The organism is Pseudomonas sp. C1C7 (genome assembly GCF_013359595.1).
Taxonomy (GTDB): Bacteria; Pseudomonadota; Gammaproteobacteria; order Pseudomonadales; family Pseudomonadaceae; genus Aquipseudomonas.
Genome location: NZ_JABFMP010000007.1, coordinates 176,160 through 195,226, shown reverse-complemented (window position 1 = coordinate 195,226; position 19,067 = coordinate 176,160). Strand labels below are relative to the sequence as shown.

Below are 19,067 nucleotides of genomic sequence, written 5' to 3'. Positions count from 1 at the left end.
AACCCGCGCAGTTTAGCGCGAGTCGGGGCGCATTGCCTCCTATCAGACGTGATCGGCTGAAGAGAGTTCATGCGCGGGGATGAGCGTAGTTCGAAATGGACGGTTGTACTGCTGGAAATACAGCCTGCAGGAGCTGCCGAAGGCTGCGATCTTTTGATGTTGTTTTAAAAGAGCAAGATCAAAAGATCGCAGCCTTCGGCAGCTCCTACAGGGGAATGCATTCCAATGTGTGGGCTTGCTCGCGAATGGCGCGCAGCGCCAGCCATTCTCAGGTGTTTTCAGGCGGCTTGCGCAACAGACTGTACGCCATCGCCCCCAGAAACAGCACGCTGAGCAGCAACACCGCCCACAGGCCGAACGTCTTCCAGTCGGTACCCACCGGCGCCTGCACCGGCGAAGCAACCGGCGCAACCACCGCCGCACCACCGACCGACGCCTTGCCCAATGTCGCAAGCTTCTGCGCGTTGTACTCGGGAATCAGCATCGACAACGGCAGGCTCGCCGCTTTCGCCGTCGCACTGCCCAGCGCCAGCACATAAGGCCCCGGCCCTCGCGCCAGAAACACCAGTTGCGTGGCGCGCACGGCGAACTTCAGGGCCGGCGCCTGTTCGCCCAGGCCACCACCGCGCTCGTCCACCGTCAGTTTCAATTGCTGCACGGGCTGCCCCGTGAGCTGCAATTCGTTCTGCACCACATCCTCGCCGTTCTGGGTCAGGCGATAGAGCAGACCATTGCTGACCGGTTGCCACGGCAAACTGCTGTCGCGCCGCGCGGACAAGATCACGGGCGCCAGGCTGTTGGATTGATCCAGCGCGACCTGCACCCGCTCGACGTTCAGCCCCATCGGCAACTGCCAGGTGTACTCCCCGGCCTTTGCCGAGCTACCGGCCAGCGCTTGCGACCACGACAACGGCAGTGGCAGGCTGCGCGGACTGCCGCTTTGCAGCTGCGCCGAAGTCAACACCGGCGCCGATCGCGGCGTGCTCCACAGCAACCGCAGATAGCGCGCCGACTGCCCCGGCAGGCCGACTTCATGTTGCTCGACCCGCTCGTCGGCCAGGGTCAGCCGCGCCACCTGCCCTTCGCCCCACGACTGCCAGTGCTGCAGGTCATCGCTGGCCTCGATGGTGAACCGCTGGAAGCCGTCGCGTTCGCTGGTCCAGTCGAGTATCAATTGCTGTAACGGCGCCTTGATCGCGCTGGCGTCGAGCAGCCAGCCACGCAATTCTTCCTCGCCTGCCTCCAGCTGGCTGGAGGGCTGGACCTCGACCAACGCGCCATTGGCGCTCGATTGCACCCGCACGCTGGGCGCGCGCTCGGTGTCATCCGCCGAGTTGTACAGGGGGAACCATTTGACGTCGGTCAGCGTGCGATTCTCGTCGGTTTTCGCCGCTTCCCGGGCCAGGGAATACGCCTGCGGCTGACCCGCGGCGTTGAATACCCGCACATCGCCCAGATCGGTTTGCCGCGCATTGAGCAGAACGGCCAGAGGCAACTCCAGGCGATACCACGGGCCGTTGCCGCTCACCGTCAACGGAATCTGCGTGGCGAAATCCGCCGGCTTTTCCTCGGCAGCCGCCGCCAGCGCAACCCCCATCGCAGCCACGCCAATCACCGCCACGCCCAACCAGTTCAGGTTCAGCTTCTGACTCAAGACGACACTCCTTCGGTTTCGGGTGCCGGTTTTTCCGCGTCCGGCAACGCTTCGGCGCGCTTGGGCGGCAGCGGGGCGAAATAGCCCACCACCAGCAGCAACACGCCAACGCCAATGAACGAGACGATCCGGGCGAGTCCGCCGCGGTTGCTCAATTCGACAAAGAACAGTTTGGCCACCACCACACCGATCAGCGCCGCGCCGATCAGCCAGACTTCGCGACGACGGCGCAGGTGCCCGCCGATCATCAGCGCCAGGGCCATCAGGGTCCAGACGATCGACAGCCCGGCCTGGACCCGCATCGATTCGAGCAACGCATCCAGCTCGAACGGCACGCCGCTCCAGTGATGGGCCGCGCGCATCACCATGGCGGTGAAGAAGGCGAACAGCGAAACGCCGACGATCATTTGCGTGGCCAGATTCAGGTAACGCTTGTCGAGCGCCAACTGCGTCGAAACACTGCGTGACCAGACGTAGACGCCGAACAGGGCAAACAACAGGCCCAGCTCCAGCGGGTTGAGCAATGGCACATACGGCAGCGGCTCGGCGTTGCCTTCGCTGAAGATATTCGCCAGCCAGAACCAGCCCAGCATCAACAGCGCCAGCGGGACCGCCGCCAGAACCCGGTACTCGCGTGAATGCGCCGACACCGGCCACGGCCAGTTTCGCGGCGCGGCGATCATCACCAGATACAGGCTCGGCAGGATCGCCCAACCCAGCCAGCGCCAGGCGTTGTACTGCTCGGACATCAGCAGCAGACCGTAACGCAGCTCCAGCGCCAGCACGCCGATCAGCAGCCAGCAACCCATGACGTGTGCACCACTCAAGGCCCACGCCGGCAACATCGGCGCCAGACGGCGCAGCGAGAGGAAATGCACGATGAACAGCACCGCCCACGCCAGCCAGCCGAAGTCGGCGGCCGGGTGATAACGCGAATGCCAGGCGGCCAGCAGCACCAGAGCCGCAGCGGGAATCAACAGCGTGCAGAGCAAGCCCAGCGCCGGCCATTTCAGGCGCAGCGCCAGCACCGCCCATAGCGCAACGCTGAGCGCCGCGGCGGTTAACAACAGCGTCGCTTGCAGATGCATCGGGGCGAAACGCAGCACCTCACTGCTCCACGCGAACGCCCACCAGGCAGCGCCCCAAAACAGCAGGCCCTCGGACAATCGCTGCAGGTTGATGCCAGCGAAGGCAGAACTGCCAACCTGCAAGCGCCAGGCCCCGACCAGACCCGCGATACCCAGCATCAGCGGCGCCCAGAAACCGCCGTGGGCCAACGGACGCAAACCTTCCTCGAACAGCAGGCCACCCACCAGAAACACCACGCCACCGAGCAATTGCACGGCCATGGCCGTAAACACAAAGGTCCGCGACGCCAGCGGCAGACCGACAAACAAGGTGATCAACCCGGCCAACGCCCAACTGATCGCCGTGCCCTGGGCGAAGAAAAACAGCGGCGCCAACAGATAGAGGAACGACAGGCCAAGACACGCGAGCACCGGCGAGCCCTTGCGCTCCCACGACGACGTGCGCTCGGGCGAAGCCTTGTGCAATTGAAGGAAGCTGAACAGCAGCGCCACACCCAGCATCAGCGCACCCAGCGGCACGCCCTTGAGCAGGCTGCTCTCGCCCTCGCCCAGCTCGCTGAAGAACGCCAGCGCCGCGCCCAGTTGCAGCAGCAAGGCAAAGACTCGGGCCATCCGCCGTTGCTGGCGCAGGCCGAGCCAGAAAATCCCCGCGCCTTCCACTGCCCAGGCGGCGGTGGTCCAGCGTGCATCCAATCCCAAAGGAATCGCCAGGCTGGTGAAAATCACGCCAATGGCCAGGCAGGTTTCCGCCAGCAGCACGGTGCGACCTGCGTACAGCAAACGGGCCAGGCCCATGTAGAGGATGCCCAGCGCCAGAGCGCTGAAGGCGGCGGCGAATTCCATGTGTTGCACCAGCGCGAACTGCAAGCCGAAGCCCACCAGCGGCGGCCCGAACAGCAGCGTGCCGTCGACGTAATCGCCCTTGTGCGCCGACCAGCGCAACAACGCATCGCGACTGTCCTGTTGCGGTGCATCGTTCGTTTCCAGCAGCTTGCGCCGGGCGAACAGCAGGCCGATGGCCAGGTACATCAGGAAGAACAGAATCAGGAACGGCTCGGTGCTCCACAGCAGCTGCGGCGTGTAGGAACGCGCGCCCCAGGCAAAGCCGATGCCGAAGGTGCCGACGAAACCGATCACGTTGAGCAGGCGCCAGGCCTTGAACCAGGCGGTGGCCAGAATGCCGGCGTTGAGCAGGGCGAAATAGCTGAACAGCGCGACGTGGCTGCCCTCACCGGTGGACGCCAGCAGCGGTGCGGCGAAACCGCCCAGCGCGGCGGCGGCAGCCAGCCCGATGGAGTCCTGAGTGATGGCGAGAATGGCCGAGAACACCGTCACCGCCACCAGCAGCCCGAACGCTGCCGAGGGATCCAGCAACGGGTGCAGGCGCATCGCGGCGAAGACCGTCAGGTACAGCACCGCAACCCCGGTGCCTTGCAGGATCAACGCGTAATTGCCGTTGCGTGCCCTCAGCCACCAACCCAGGCCCAACAGACCCAACGCGGCGGCCGCGACGCCGGCATAACGCAACTCGACCGGCACCACCACGCCTTCGGTGGCGTAGCGCAGCAGGAAGGCCAAGCCGAGGAACAACAGCACCACGCCGACCCGCAATACGGTGTTGCCGCCAAACAGCCACGCGCGAGCGGCGCTGATGGCGCGTTCGATGACGTTGGGCTCCTGGGGGGTGGCGGGTTGTTGCGCTTGGCGCGGCGTGGATGTGGATTTCCACGGGTCGTCCGGCAGCGGTTGCGCCGGCTCAAGGTCTGGCGGCAGCTCCCAGACCAGCTCAGGGGATTGAACAGGGGGGACGATTTCGGGCGCATTATCGCTGACGGGTTGAGGCGCCTCGGGCGCCGTGACGCCAGACACCTCCAGCAAGGCCAGCCGCTGCTCTACGCCATGCAATGCGACCTGCGCCTGCTCCAGCAATTTCTGCTGCTCATTGGCCTGCGAACCCAACCGGGCAATGCGAACGGCCTGCCCCACCGACAACCCGAACAAAGCGCCCAGCAGCGCATCGCCGAATGACTCATCGAGTATCCAGCCCAGCACCAGGCCAATCAGCATCAACATCCATTGCATGAGGCGAAATCCTTGATCGCAATCCTGAAAGACTAGCGTAGCCAGCCCAAAAAGATCGCAGCCTTCGGCAGCTCCTACAGGGAACGAATTCCAATGTAGGAGCTGCCGAAGGCTGCGATCTTTTGCGCTTTTAAGACGTGGAGTTTATCCCAACGCCTTCCAGATATCCGTGGCGTATTCGCGAATCGTCCGGTCCGAGGAGAACCAGCCCATGCGCGCGGTGTTCAGCACCGCTGAACGCCACCACTGCTGGGAGTCGTGCCAATGGGCTTCGACCCGCATCTGCGCGTTCCAGTAGGAGTCGAAATCGGCGCAGACAAAGAAGCGGTCGTAGTCCACCAGCGAGTCGATCAGCCCGGCGTAACGCGTCGGATCATCCGGCGAGAACACCCCGCCGCGAATCGCCTGCAAGACGTCATTGAGCCGATGGGACGCGGCGATGTCCGGCACCGCGCTGAACTCGTGATTCTGTTTGCGCGCCTCCACCTGCTGGGCGCTGAGGCCGAAGATGAACATGTGCTCGGGACCGATGCGCTCGCACATTTCCACGTTGGCGCCGTCCAGGGTACCGATGGTCAGCGCGCCGTTCAGGCCGAACTTCATGTTGCTGGTGCCCGAGGCCTCGAAGCCCGCGGTGGAAATCTGCTCGGACAAGTCCGCCGCCGGAATGATGCTCTCCGCCAGGCTGACGTTGTAGTTGGGCAAGAACACCACTTTGAGCAAACCGCGCACAGTCGGGTCGTTGTTCACCACCCGGGCGATGTCGTTGGTCAGCTTGATGATCAGCTTGGCCTGGTGATAACTGGCCGCGGCCTTGCCGGCGAAGATCTTCACCCGCGGCACCCAGTCGATTTCAGGCTCGGCACGAATCGCCTGGTACAGTGCCACGGTGTGCATCAGGTTGAGCAGCTGGCGTTTGTATTCGTGGATCCGCTTGACCTGCACGTCGAACATCGCCGCCGGATTGACCGCCACGCCCAGCCGTTCATGAATGATGTACGCCAGGGCCTTCTTGCTGTGCAGGCGCTGTTCGGCGAAGGCCTTGCGGAATGAACTCTTCTCGGCGAACGGTTCCAGGGCCAGCAAACGCTCCTCGGGACCGTCCAGCACTTGCGGGCCGAGGGCATCGACCAGCATCGAGGTCAATTCCTGGTTGGACTGGAACAGCCAGCGGCGGAAGGTGATGCCGTTGGTCTTGTTGTTGATCCGCTGCGGATAGAGCTTGTGCAGCTCGGAGAACACCGTCTTGCGCATCAACTGCGTATGCAGCCCGGACACGCCGTTGACGCTGTGGGAACCGAGGAACGCCAGGTTGCCCATGCGCACGCGGCGACCGTTGTCCTCTTCGATCAGCGACACCGCGCGCAGCACGTCGAAATCGTGGATGCCCTTGGCCCGCAGCGAGTCGATGTGCTGGGCGTTGATCAGGTAAATGATCTGCATGTGCCGCGGCAGCATGCGCTCCATCAGGCCTACCGGCCAGGTTTCCAGCGCCTCGGGCAACAGGGTGTGGTTGGTGTAGGCCAGGGTCCCGACGGTGATTTCCCAGGCGGCGTCCCAGGCCACGTCATAGACGTCGACCAGTTGCCGCATCAGTTCGGCGACGGCGATCGAAGGGTGGGTGTCATTGAGCTGGATGGCCGCGTGATCGCTAAGCGTCAGCACCGAGGTGTGCATGTTGCGATGGCGGCGCAGCAAGTCCTGCAAGGAAGCGGCGACGAAGAAATACTCCTGGCGCAGGCGCAATTCCTGACCGGCTTCGGTGCTGTCCGCCGGGTAGAGCACGCGGGAGATGCTTTCGGCCCGGGCCACTTCCGCCACCGCGCCCAGGTGGTCGCCGGCGTTGAAGCGCTCCAGGTGCAGATCTTCCATGGCCCGTGCCCGCCAAAGGCGCAGGGTGTTCACACTCGCTCCACGCCAGCCGACCACCGGCGTGTCGTAGGCAATGGCCCGCACGGTTTCCGCCGGATGCCAGACCTGCTTGGTCTTGCCCTCGCTGTCGGTCACGGTTTCGACGCTGCCGCCAAAGCCGATCGGGTAGACCACCTCCGGACGCTCGAACTCCCAGGGGTTGCCGAAATCCAGCCAGTGCTCGGTTTGCTCCTGCTGCCAGCCGTCGACAATCGCCTGACGGAACAGGCCGTGTTCATAACGGATGCCGTAGCCGTGACCGGCGATCCCTAAGGTCGACATGCTTTCCATGAAGCACGCCGCCAGGCGTCCGAGGCCGCCATTGCCCAGCGCCGCGTCGGGCTCCAGCATGCGGATGCGCTCCAGGTCGACGCCCAGCTCTGTCAGCGCCTCGCGCGCCACATCGAGCAGGCCGAGGTTGCTCAGGCTGTCGTAGAGCAGCCGGCCGATGAGAAATTCCAGGGAGAGGTAGTAAACCCGCTTCTGACCCTTGCGGTAGATCTGCCGCGTGTGGTCCATCCAGTGCTCGACCATGTGATCGCGCGCTGCCAGCGCAATGGCTTCGAACCAGTCGTGGTCGAAGGCGTGATCAGGGTCTTTGCCCACCGCATAGGTGAGTTTGGTCAAGACGGCGTCGCGGAATGCGGCCACCTCTGCTTCGCGAACAAGTGGTTCCTGAGTCATCGATTGGACCTCGAGCGAGCTTGGAGTTGTCTGAGCCTAGACGGTCTGACAGGCGGTAGAGGCTCTGGTTCGGCAGTTTTTCCAGTTAGTGCGAACGGTCCGGCAATTGTTTGTCGTGAGCTTGAAACGATGCAGGTGTTGTGCCGGTTTAACATCCTTATTGCCTGGCGCCTGAAAAAACTGGCGAAAGGTTGTTCAAAAATCCACCAGTCCCGGTATGATCGCGCGCCCTGATGCACACGCCTGGTAACAACCGATGATGAAGCCCACCCTGATCGCCGCCGCGGAGATCGACCGCCTCGAAACCTGGGCGAAATATTCCGCCCCGATGTGCGGTTCCTGCATATCAAGCTGCTGCACCCTGCCGGTCGAGGTCAAGATCAAGGACCTGGTGCGCATCGGCGTGGTCGATGAGTTCGAACTGGGCGATCCGCCGAAGAACATCGCCAAGCGCCTGCAAAAGGAAGGGCTGGTGGAGCGCTTCAATCAGAAAACCGGCATCTTCACGCTGCAGCGCATGAGCAACAACGATTGCTACTACCTGGATCGTAAGAGCCGCCTGTGCACCATTTATGACAAGCGCCCCGACACGTGCCGCAACCACCCGAAAATCGGCCCGCGGCCGGGGTATTGCGCGTACAAGCCCAAGGAAGTGGTGCGTGAGACCGGCGGGCGGCGGAACCTGGAAAAGTTTTAAGCCTGAAAAGATCGCAGCCTTCGGCAGCTCCTACATTGGAATGCGTTCCCCTGTAGGAGCTGCCGAAGGCTGCGATCTTTTGATTTTTGCTCCTGACAAACAAAAACGCCCCCGGCCTTTCGACCGGGGGCGTTTTCGTTCAGCCGGGGCTAATTAGGCCTTGGCTTTCTTGGCAGCACGGGTGCGCTCGCCTTCGTCCAGGATCTTCTTGCGAAGACGGATGGACTTAGGAGTCACTTCACACAGCTCGTCGTCCTGGATGAACTCCAGAGCCTGTTCCAGGGTGAAACGCACTGGTGGAACCAGAGCGATGGTTTCGTCTTTACCCGAAGCACGCATGTTGTCCAGCTTCTTGCCCTTGGTAGGGTTCACGCCCAGGTCGTTGTCACGGCTGTTCAGACCAACGATCTGACCGTTGTAGATCTCCTGACCGTGCTCGACGAACAGCTTGCCGCGCGCCTGCAGGGTTTCCAGGGAGTAGGTCAGCGCCTTGCCGGTTTCTACCGATACCAGAACACCGTTCTGACGGCCGGACATGTGGCCGGACTTCATGGTGTCGTAGCGATCGAAGATCGAGGTCAGGATGCCTGCACCGTTGGTCAGGGTCAGGAACTGGTTACGGAAACCGATCAGACCGCGAGCAGGGATGTTGTACTCCAGACGTACACGGCCCTTGCCATCCGGGGACATGTTGGTCAGGTCGCCCTTACGCAGACCCATCTCTTCCATGACCTTGCCCTGAGATTCTTCAGGGATGTCGATGGTCACGTTTTCGAACGGTTCCTGCTTGGCGCCGTTCACTTCGCGGATGATTACTTCTGGACGGCCTACAGCCATTTCGAAGCCTTCGCGACGCATGGTTTCGATCAGAACCGACAGGTGCAGCTCACCACGACCGGAAACCTTGAACTTGTCGGCGGAGTCGCCTTCTTCAACTTTCAGGGCAACGTTGTACAGCAGTTCCTTGTCCAGACGCTCCTTGATGTTACGGGAGGTCACGAACTTGCCTTCTTTACCGCAGAACGGCGAGTCGTTTACCTGGAAGGTCATGGAAACGGTCGGCTCGTCAACGGTCAGTGGCTTCATCGCTTCGACGTTGTTCATGTCGCACAGGGTGTCGGAGATGAACAGCTCTTCGAAGCCGCTGATGCAGACGATGTCGCCCGCTGCAGCTTCTTCGACGTCGATGCGGTGCAGACCGTGGTGACCCATCAGCTTCAGGATACGGCCGTTGCGCTTCTTGCCTTCGGTGTCGATGGCGACAACCGGAGTGTTCGGCTTGACGCGACCACGGGCGATACGGCCAACACCGATAACACCCAGGAAGCTGTTGTAGTCCAGAGCGGAGATCTGCATCTGGAACGGACCGTCACGGTCAACAGCCGGCGCTGGAACGTTGTCGACGATCGACTGGTACAGCGGGGTCATGTCTTCGGCCATGTCGGTGTGGTCCAGACCGGCGATGCCGTTCAGGGCCGAGGCGTAGACGACTTTGAAGTCCAGCTGTTCGTCGGTGGCACCCAGGTTGTCGAACAGGTCGAAGATCTGGTCCAGAACCCAGTCAGGACGCGCGCCCGGACGGTCGACCTTGTTGATCACGACGATTGGCTTCAGACCGGCTTCGAAAGCCTTCTTGGTCACGAAACGGGTCTGCGGCATAGGGCCGTCTTGAGCGTCAACCAGCAGCAGAACGGAGTCGACCATCGACATTACGCGCTCTACTTCGCCGCCGAAGTCGGCGTGGCCCGGGGTGTCCACGATGTTGATGTGGTAGCCGTTCCAGTTGATGGCGGTGTTTTTCGCCAGAATGGTAATGCCGCGCTCTTTTTCCTGGTCGTTGGAGTCCATCACGCGCTCGTCGTTGAGCTCGTTGCGCTCCAGGGTGCCGGACTGACGCAGGAGTTTGTCTACCAGGGTGGTTTTACCGTGGTCAACGTGGGCAATGATGGCGATGTTGCGTAGATTTTCGATCACTTGTGTATCTCGATCAGAGGATTCGGTGTGCTGACAAGTCTTGGCAGCGATTAACAGTAGCGTCCGTGAAAGCCGTTACAGCTTGACGGTGGCATCGGGGGGCCGGTGACGCAGGCCACAGGCAAACAGCCCCGGGCACTTAGCTCGGTCGATAAACGCGCACATTGGCATGCCCCTCACTGAGCAGATGGTGGGCATGCAGGCGACTCATCACGCCTTTGTCGCAATACAACAGGTACTGGCGAGTAGGCGCCAGTTCCTTGAAACGAGCGTTCAGTGCATAAAACGGCATCGTTCGTACCTCGATGCCAGCGAGTTCCAGCGGGTCATCCTCGGCGGCATCCGGGTGGCGGATGTCGATCACGATCTGACCGGCCAGCGCGTCGCTGACTTCTTCAATCTGAATGTCCTGGCCCAGTTCGTCGATCACCCGATCGATAGGGACCAGCTTGGCGTTCTCGAGCGCGCGCTCGAGCACAGCCATGTCGAATTCTTTCTCTTCGTGTTCCACGCGGTAGCGCTTGGCCGCGGTTTTCGGATTGACCGAAATCACCCCGCAGTACTCCGGCATGTGCCGGGCGAAATCGGCGGTGCCGATGTCGATGGCCGTGTCGATGATGTCCTGCTTGTGACTGGCGATCAGCGGGCGCAGCACCAGCTTGTCGGTCACGCAGTCGATCACCGACAGGTTCGGCAGCGTCTGGCTCGATACCTGGGAGATCGCCTCACCGGTGACCAGCGCGTCGATGTGCAGTCGATCGGCAATCTGCGAGGAAGCGCGCAACATCATACGCTTCAATACTACGCCCATATGACTGTTATCGACTTTGCCGAGAATTTCTCCCAGCACTTCCTCGAACGGCACACTGACAAATAACACGCGTTGCGAGCTGCCGTACTTCTTCCAGATGAAATGCGCGACTTCCATGACGCCCAGTTCGTGGGCACGTCCGCCCAGGTTGAAGAAGCAGAAGTGGGCCATCAGGCCGCGGCGCATGATCTGGTAGGCCGCCACGGTGGAGTCGAAACCGCCGGACATCAGCACCAGGGTCTGCTCCAGCGCACCCAAGGGGTAGCCGCCGATGCCGTTGTGCTGGCTGTGGATCACGAACAACCGTTGGTCGCGAACTTCGATGCGCACTTCGATTTCAGGCTTTTTCAGGTCGATGCCGGCGGCACCGCACTGGCGACGCAGCTGGCTGCCGACGTATTTCTCGACGTCGATCGAACTGAATGGGTGCTTGCCGGCGCGCTTGCAGCGCACGGAGAAGATTTTCCCGGCCAGTGCATCACCGTAGTGCTGCTTGCACTTTTCGACGATGTCGTCGAAATCGCCCAGCGGGTACTCGTCGATCTGCAGGAAGTGCGCGATGCCCGGCATGCAGCTCAGGCGCTCGCCCATCTCTTTCAGGGCCTTGGGGTCGGTGACGCGGGTTTCCAGCTCGAGGTTGTCCCATACGCCGTTCACCACCACAGCCGGGTCCAGGTCGCGGAGCACGGCACGGATGTTCTTGCCCAACTGACGGATGAAACGCGTCCGGACAGGGCGACTCTTGATGGTGATCTCGGGGAAGACTTTTACGATTAGTTTCATGAAAACAGCGCGCGCAGGGCCAGCCGAAAAAGGGGGGCGCGGATTATAGCGGAAATTGCTCAAGGTTTAACCAATTAATGTGCAGAAGGTTTCACATGCACCAAAACGGTTCACTTTGGGTTTTTGGCGCCACATTAAGGGGCGATAATTTCCGCTTTTATGGGCTCAACGCCTTAATAAGCGTGAATTTGGGGCAAAAAACCCATGCTGGGGCACTGGCATGCAATTTGCTCCCTTGTGAGGCAGGTTGCCTTGGCAGAGTATTCGCGCCGGCATCACAAACATTTAAGGGCATCCATTACCGCCCTAAGCCACCCCGGAGGACAGTATGTCGAAGTCGGTTCAACTCATTAAAGATCATGACGTCAAGTGGATTGATCTGCGCTTCACGGACACCCGCGGTACTCAGCACCACGTGACCATGCCGGCTCGCGACGCGCTGGAAGACGACTTCTTCGAAGTCGGCAAGATGTTCGACGGTTCCTCCATCGCTGGCTGGAAAGGCATCGAAGCCTCCGACATGATCCTGATGCCGGACGACAGCACCGCCGTACTGGACCCGTTCACCGAAGAGCCGACCCTGATCCTGGTTTGCGACATCGTCGACCCATCGAGCATGCAAGGCTACGACCGCGACCCACGTGCGATCGCCAAGCGCGCCGAAGAGTACCTGAAGTCCACCGGTATCGGTGACACCGCCTACGCCGGTCCGGAACCAGAGTTCTTCATCTTCGACCAGGTGAAATTCAAGTCCGACATCTCCGGTTCCATGTTCAAGATCTACTCCGAACAAGGCTCCTGGATGTCCGACCAGGACGTGGAAGGCGGCAACAAAGGCCACCGTCCAGGCGTCAAAGGCGGCTACTTCCCGGTTCCGCCGTTCGACCACGACCACGAAATCCGTACCTCCATGTGCAACGCACTGGAAGAAATGGGCCTGACCGTCGAAGTTCACCACCACGAAGTGGCAACTGCCGGCCAGAATGAAATCGGCGTCAAGTTCAACACCCTGGTGAAGAAAGCCGACGAAACCCAGACCCTGAAGTACGTTGTACACAACGTTGCCGACGCCTACGGCCGTACCGCGACCTTCATGCCTAAGCCTCTGTACGGCGACAACGGTTCGGGCATGCACGTACACATGTCCCTCTGGAAAGATGGCAAGAACACCTTCGCAGGCGAAGGCTATGCCGGCCTGTCCGATACCGCCCTGTACTTCATCGGCGGCATCATCAAGCACGGTAAGGCCCTGAACGGCTTCACCAACCCGGCTACCAACTCCTACAAGCGTCTGGTTCCAGGCTTCGAAGCTCCGGTCATGCTCGCCTACTCGGCCCGTAACCGCTCCGCTTCGATCCGTATTCCTTACGTGTCGAGCCCTAAAGCTCGCCGTATCGAAGCCCGCTTCCCGGATCCGGCTGCCAACCCATACCTGTGCTTCGCTGCACTGATGATGGCTGGCCTGGACGGTATCCAGAACAAGATCCACCCTGGCGATGCTGCTGACAAAAACCTGTACGACCTGCCGCCAGAAGAGGCGAAAGAGATCCCACAAGTTTGCGGCAGCCTGAAAGAAGCCCTGGAAGAGCTGGACAAGGGCCGTGCGTTCCTGACCAAAGGCGGCGTGTTCTCCGACGACTTCATCGACGCTTACATCGCTCTGAAAAGCGAAGAAGAAATCAAGGTCCGCACCTTCGTACACCCACTGGAATACGATCTGTACTACAGCTGCTAATCCGGTAGCGCCTGCGCAAGCGGCGTGAAAAAGGGGCCTCCTTCGGGAGGCCTTTTTTATGCCTGAAAAATCAAAAGACTTTGCTCTTCCACACCCGGCAATAAACAAGCTGGGCCAACCACTCACCCTGACCTATGCTGCAACCCAACGCTTTCGCTTGCGGTCAATCTCATGGGTCGTGGTTTTCTCTACATATTGCTGCTGATCGCCCTGCCCGTCGCAGCGCAGATCTACAAGTACACCGACGCCAACGGCAATACCGCCTACAGCAATCAGCCGCCTGACGGGGTAACCGCACAGCCGGTCGACCTGCCGCCGCTCAACAGCGTCGAACCCCAGGCGCCGAATAATCCTGCGCCAACCGCCACGGCCGAGAGCCGTGAACCCTCCAAGGGCGTCTACGAAATCCTGGAACTGACCAACCTGCCCACCACCGAAGCCCTGCGCGCCAACAACGGCACCTTCACCGTCAACGTGCTGATCAAACCGCGCCTGCAAGGCCCGCATCTGTTCCGGCTGCTGCTGGACGAGCAGCCCTACGGCCAGCCGAGCAACGTACCGTCCCTGCAACTGGTCAACATCGATCGCGGCCTGCACAGTCTGGCCGTGCAGGTGATCGACGCAGAGACGGTCATCCAGCAAAGCCCCACAGCGACCTTCACCGTGCAACGGGTACACAAGCCTTGAAAGCCTGGCTACTGATCGCCTGCCTGCTCGCCCTGCCCGTCTCGGCAGAGGTCTTCACCTACGTCGACGCCCAGGGCAATCGGGTCTTCACCGACCAGCCAAAACCCGGCAACGCCAAGCGCGTGCCGCTGGGCACCGGCAATCGGATGCCCGCCCCGGATATCGCACCGTCCCTCGCCACCACGAGCAAACCTGCGGAAAAACCGCAGTTGCGCTACGACATGCTGCGCATCCTGGTGCCGGAGCCGGACGCCACCGTGCGCAGCACCGCCGGAGAGATCATTGTCAGCGTGACCAGCGAACCGGGCCTGCAAAAGGGTCATCGCTATCGCCTGCTGCTCGATGGCCAACCCACGGCCGAGCCCGGCCTGAGCCCGGTGTTCCCGCTGACCAACGTCGATCGCGGCACCCATCAACTGTCCGTGGAAATCCTCGACGAACAGGATCGAATCGTCGAACGCACTGCCAATCAGCCGATGCACATGCTGCGCATGTCCCTGGCGCAAAAACGCAAGGCCAAACCCTGCACCCTCGAAGACTTCGGCCAGCGCCCGGAATGCCCCATCGCCGAGAAGCCCGTCGAAGAAAAAAATCCGCTTTTGCGCTTCTTCTAACCCTGTTCAGGTTTGCGCACTATATTGGTGCGATTAGCTGCATCATTGTTTCATCGCAACCCATTTTGGTTCGAAACAACCCGAAAAAGCCGACGAAGCGCCACGCAATCGAGCGTAAAACGCCTGTTTCACGGGCCGGACGCTTCTTTTCGGAGCCTTGGTTTGGTTCTTGCAGTTTCCTCGCATCGGCTTTCCATTCATGCGCCAAAAGAGGTCCTGAATGACCATCAGTGACGCACTACACCGCTTGCTGCTCGACAACCTGACCACCGCGACGATCCTGCTCGACGCCGAGTTGCGCCTGGAGTACATGAACCCGGCGGCGGAAATGCTCCTGGCCATCAGCGGTCAGCGCAGCCATGGCCAGTTCATCAGCGAGCTGTTCACCGAATCCACCGAAGCCCTCAACTCCCTGCGCCAGGCGGTCCAGCAGGCGCACCCGTTCACCAAGCGCGAAGCCATGCTCACGGCGCTCACCGGCCAGACCCTGACGGTGGATTACGCGGTCACGCCGATCCTCAGCGGCGGCGACACGCTGCTGCTGCTCGAAGTCCATCCCCGTGACCGCCTGCTGCGGATCACCAAGGAAGAAGCGCAACTGTCGAAGCAGGAAACCAGCAAGATGCTGGTGCGCGGCCTGGCCCACGAGATCAAGAACCCGCTGGGCGGGATTCGCGGTGCGGCCCAGTTGCTGGCCCGCGAACTGCCGGAAGACAGCCTGCGCGACTACACCAATGTGATCATTGAAGAGGCTGACCGCCTGCGCAACCTCGTGGATCGCATGCTCGGCTCCAACAAGCTGCCGTCGCTGGCCATGTGCAACATTCACGAAGTGCTGGAGCGCGTCTGCCAGCTGGTGGAGGCCGAAAGCCAGGGCTGCATCACTTTGGTGCGCGATTACGACCCGAGCATTCCCGACGTACTGATCGATCGCGAACAGATGATCCAGGCGGTGCTGAACATCGTGCGCAACGCGATGCAGGCCATCAGCAGCCAGAACGAGCTGCGCCTGGGCCGCATCACCCTGCGCTCGCGCACCATGCGCCAGTTCACCATCGGCCACGTGCGCCATCGCCTGGTGACCAAGATCGAAATCATCGACAACGGTCCGGGCATTCCTGCGGAACTTCAGGAAACCATCTTCTTTCCCATGGTCAGCGGTCGTCCGGACGGTACCGGGCTGGGCCTGGCCATTACCCAGAACATCATCAGCCAGCACCAGGGCCTGATCGAGTGTGACAGCCACCCCGGCCACACCACCTTCTCGATCTTTCTGCCACTGGAACAAGGAGCCACATCGACATGAGCCGTAGTGAAACCGTGTGGATCGTCGATGACGACCGTTCTATCCGTTGGGTTCTGGAAAAGGCCTTGCAGCAGGAAGGCATGACCACCCAGAGCTTCGACAGCGCCGATGGCGTGATGAGCCGCCTGGCGCGCCAGCAGCCGGACGTGATCATTTCCGACATTCGCATGCCCGGCGCCAGCGGCCTGGACCTTCTGGCACGGATTCGCGAGCAGCACCCACGGTTGCCGGTGATCATCATGACCGCGCATTCCGATCTGGACAGCGCTGTCGCGTCCTACCAGGGCGGCGCGTTCGAGTACCTGCCCAAGCCGTTCGATGTCGACGAAGCGGTGTCGCTGGTCAAGCGCGCCAACCAGCACGCCCAGGAACAGCAGGGCCTGGAAGTCGCCCCGGCACTGACCCGCACCCCGGAAATCATCGGCGAAGCGCCGGCGATGCAGGAGGTGTTTCGCGCCATCGGCCGCTTGAGCCACTCCAACATCACCGTGCTGATCAACGGCGAATCGGGCACCGGCAAGGAGCTGGTGGCCCACGCCCTGCACCGCCACAGCCCGCGCGCGGCCTCGCCGTTCATCGCGCTGAACATGGCGGCGATTCCCAAGGACCTGATGGAGTCGGAGTTGTTCGGTCACGAAAAAGGCGCGTTCACCGGCGCGGCCAACCTGCGTCGCGGGCGTTTCGAACAGGCGGACGGCGGCACCCTGTTCCTCGACGAAATCGGCGACATGCCGGCCGACACCCAGACCCGCTTGCTGCGCGTACTGGCCGACGGCGAGTTCTATCGCGTGGGCGGTCACGTGCCGGTGAAGGTCGATGTGCGGATCATCGCCGCGACCCACCAGAACCTGGAAACCCTGGTGCACGCCGGGAAATTCCGTGAGGACTTGTTCCATCGCCTCAACGTGATACGCATCCACATCCCGCGCCTGTCGGATCGCCGCGAAGACATCCCGACCCTGGCCAAGCATTTCCTCAGCCGCGCCGCCCAGGAGCTGGCGGTCGAGCCCAAGCTGCTGAAGAACGAAACCGAGGAATACCTGAAGAACCTGCCGTGGCCGGGCAACGTGCGTCAGCTGGAGAACACCTGCCGCTGGATCACGGTGATGGCTTCCGGTCGCGAAGTGCACATCGGCGACCTGCCGCCGGAGCTGCTGAGCCTGCCCCAGGATTCGGCGCCGGTGACCAACTGGGAGCAGGCGCTGCGCCAGTGGGCCGACCAGGCGCTGGCCCGCGGGCAGTCGAGCCTGCTGGACAGCGCGGTGCCGACCTTCGAGCGGATCATGATCGAGACCGCGCTGAAGCACACCGCCGGCCGCCGCCGCGATGCCGCGGTCTTGCTGGGCTGGGGGCGCAATACCCTGACGCGCAAGATCAAGGAGTTGGGGATGAAGGTCGATGGTGGGGATGATGATGAGGGGGATGAGGGCTGATCTGCCTCTGGATCTTCATTTTCAGTCAGACCCATTCGCGGGCAAGCCTCGCTCCTACGGATTTCGCACGATACCTGTAGGAGCGAGGCTTGCCCGCGAAGCTTTTTACGGCCGGCATGCACCACCGCAATGCACCCCGATCCGCAATCGCGCATGCCGCTTCTGCGCGAATCCTCCCAAAAACCACACAAAACCCCTTCACCCAAAAACCCGAAAACCCCGAATCACGGGGCTTTCAACGCTCATGCGCGGGTTTCTGTTTCAACTTGTTAAAAACTGGCACGCCCCCTGCAAAGGTCTCATCAGTGAATCAGTTCACTCTCCGGTTTCGGGGACCTTGGTACAGGCAGGCCGGGGAATCCCCTCTTTTACACCGGGCTCACACCGCACAGGCGACGAGCCCACCCTTTTGGGGCCCTTGATACAGGCAGGTCAGGGGTTCCACTTTACACCGGGCTCACGACGCCATGCGCGAGCCCTGCCGGTTTGGGGTCCTTGGTACAGGCAGGCCGGGGATTCCCTCTTTACACCGGGTTCACGTCACCGTGCGCGAACCCGCCCTTTTTGGGGACCTTGGTACAGGCAGGCCGGGGATTCCCTCTTTTATTGCTCCCGGAGATGGATCTCCAGCCGCCAGCGGTCATCGACCTCGCTGCCGGCCCAGTCGCCCTGCAGCGGCCGGGCCGCCACCGCCGTCAGCAACAAGCCCCCGCCACTCAAACGCACCCGCCAGTTCACGCTTCTGTCGTTGAGCTTGAGCTGGCCTTGTTGCGCCTTGCCTTGCGCCTCGAACAGCAAGGCAACGCTGCCATCGACGACTTCGCCATGGGTCTTGGGTTCATTGTTGAACCACACCACCAGACCGTCTTCCGTTACCTCGACCTGCTGCAGTTCGCTGGGGTCGGGGGTGGTCAGGCGACCGATCATCAGCCCCACCATCAACCCGACAATCGCCAGCGACGCCAACACCCGAGGGAATTGTTTCGAACGGGAGTCCGCTTGCGGCGTAGAATGCCGCTCATCTTTACCTTCGGAGCCGTGCATGTTTCACGTCATCCTTTTCCAACCGGAAATTCCGCCGAATACCGGCAACGTTATCAGGCTGTGCGCCAACAGCGGCTGCCACCTGCATTTGATCGAACCGCTGGGCTTCGAAATGGACGACAAGCGCTTGCGCCGGGCCGGCCTCGACTACCACGAGTATGCCACCCTGCAACGCCACGCGGACCTGGCCAGCTGCCTGGAAAGCCTGAGCCACCCACGGCTGTTCGCCTTCACCACCAAGGGCTCGCGGCCGTTCCACGACGTCAGCTTCGCCCCGGGCGATGCCTTCCTGTTCGGCCCGGAAAGCCGCGGCCTGCCGCCTGAGGTACTGGATGCCCTGCCCGGCGAACAACGCCTGCGCCTGCCGATGCGCGAAGGCTGCCGCAGCCTGAACCTGTCCAACACCGTGGCAGTGGCCGTTTACGAAGCCTGGCGCCAGAACGATTTCAAATAACCCCGCCGCCCCCTGTAGGAGCTGCCGAAGGCTGCGATCTTTTGCTTTTGTCTTTTAAAAGCAAGATCAAAAGATCGCAGCCTTCGGCAGCTCCTACTCGAAGGTTTCGT

Annotated in this window: 13 protein-coding genes; 7 read left to right on the top strand and 6 right to left on the bottom strand. The window is 61.7% G+C overall.

Annotated features, from left to right (window positions below):
- Positions 1–268: 268 nt before the first annotated feature.
- From HNO86_RS08600 to HNO86_RS08590, 3 genes are all read right to left on the bottom strand, one after another.
- Positions 269–1,654 (bottom strand): DUF3999 domain-containing protein, encoded by a 1,386-nt coding sequence (locus HNO86_RS08600; protein WP_175376568.1) that lies wholly within the window; start codon positions 1,652–1,654, stop codon positions 269–271.
- Entirely contained in the window at positions 1,651–4,824 is a 3,174-nt protein-coding gene (locus HNO86_RS08595; protein WP_175376567.1) for a DUF2339 domain-containing protein, read from the bottom strand. The genes HNO86_RS08600 and HNO86_RS08595 overlap by 4 nt, the downstream gene beginning before the upstream one ends.
- A gap of 144 nt (positions 4,825–4,968) precedes the next feature.
- Entirely contained in the window at positions 4,969–7,419 is a 2,451-nt protein-coding gene (locus HNO86_RS08590; RefSeq protein WP_175376566.1) for a glycogen/starch/alpha-glucan phosphorylase, read from the bottom strand.
- A 259-nt stretch (positions 7,420–7,678) separates the two neighbouring features.
- Between HNO86_RS08590 and HNO86_RS08585 the strand changes: the two genes are divergently transcribed.
- On the top strand, positions 7,679–8,116 hold the full coding sequence (locus tag HNO86_RS08585) for a YkgJ family cysteine cluster protein (RefSeq protein WP_175376583.1): 438 nt from the start codon (positions 7,679–7,681) through the stop codon (positions 8,114–8,116).
- A 153-nt stretch (positions 8,117–8,269) separates the two neighbouring features.
- On the opposite strand, the gene typA is transcribed toward HNO86_RS08585, so the two are convergent.
- Together typA and thiI are read right to left on the bottom strand one after the other, a co-directional pair.
- Positions 8,270–10,090 (bottom strand): translational GTPase TypA, encoded by a 1,821-nt coding sequence (gene typA, locus HNO86_RS08580; RefSeq protein ID WP_175376565.1) that lies wholly within the window; start codon positions 10,088–10,090, stop codon positions 8,270–8,272.
- Between the two features lie 139 nt (positions 10,091–10,229).
- The gene (thiI, locus tag HNO86_RS08575; protein ID WP_175376564.1) at positions 10,230–11,684 is read right to left on the bottom strand and encodes a tRNA uracil 4-sulfurtransferase ThiI; all 1,455 of its coding nucleotides are present in this window, start codon (positions 11,682–11,684) and stop codon (positions 10,230–10,232) included.
- 328 nt (positions 11,685–12,012) lie between these two features.
- Between thiI and glnA the strand changes: the two genes are divergently transcribed.
- The 5 genes from glnA (at position 12,013) to ntrC (ending at position 17,459) form a co-directional block, all read left to right on the top strand.
- The gene (gene glnA, locus HNO86_RS08570) at positions 12,013–13,419 is read left to right on the top strand and encodes a type I glutamate--ammonia ligase (protein ID WP_175376563.1); all 1,407 of its coding nucleotides are present in this window, start codon (positions 12,013–12,015) and stop codon (positions 13,417–13,419) included.
- A gap of 171 nt (positions 13,420–13,590) precedes the next feature.
- On the top strand, positions 13,591–14,106 hold the full coding sequence (locus HNO86_RS08565; protein WP_175376562.1) for a DUF4124 domain-containing protein: 516 nt from the start codon (positions 13,591–13,593) through the stop codon (positions 14,104–14,106).
- Positions 14,103–14,720 carry a DUF4124 domain-containing protein gene (locus HNO86_RS08560; RefSeq protein WP_175376561.1) on the top strand — a complete coding sequence of 206 codons (618 nt, stop codon included), beginning with the start codon at positions 14,103–14,105 and terminating at the stop codon, positions 14,718–14,720. The genes HNO86_RS08565 and HNO86_RS08560 overlap by 4 nt, the downstream gene beginning before the upstream one ends.
- Before the next feature lie 220 nt (positions 14,721–14,940).
- Positions 14,941–16,026 carry a nitrogen regulation protein NR(II) gene (gene glnL, locus HNO86_RS08555; protein WP_175376560.1) on the top strand — a complete coding sequence of 362 codons (1,086 nt, stop codon included), beginning with the start codon at positions 14,941–14,943 and terminating at the stop codon, positions 16,024–16,026.
- Positions 16,023–17,459, top strand: a complete 1,437-nt coding sequence (gene ntrC, locus HNO86_RS08550; RefSeq protein WP_175376559.1) for a nitrogen regulation protein NR(I) — start codon at positions 16,023–16,025, stop codon at positions 17,457–17,459. The genes glnL and ntrC overlap by 4 nt, the downstream gene beginning before the upstream one ends.
- Positions 17,460–18,062: 603 nt before the next feature.
- On the opposite strand, the gene HNO86_RS08545 is transcribed toward ntrC, so the two are convergent.
- Positions 18,063–18,503 (bottom strand): hypothetical protein, encoded by a 441-nt coding sequence (locus HNO86_RS08545; RefSeq protein WP_175376558.1) that lies wholly within the window; start codon positions 18,501–18,503, stop codon positions 18,063–18,065.
- Here HNO86_RS08545 and trmL point away from each other — a divergent pair.
- On the top strand, positions 18,502–18,957 hold the full coding sequence (gene trmL / locus HNO86_RS08540) for a tRNA (uridine(34)/cytosine(34)/5-carboxymethylaminomethyluridine(34)-2'-O)-methyltransferase TrmL (protein ID WP_175376557.1): 456 nt from the start codon (positions 18,502–18,504) through the stop codon (positions 18,955–18,957). The genes HNO86_RS08545 and trmL overlap by 2 nt on opposite strands.
- The last annotated feature ends 110 nt before the right edge of the window (positions 18,958–19,067 follow it).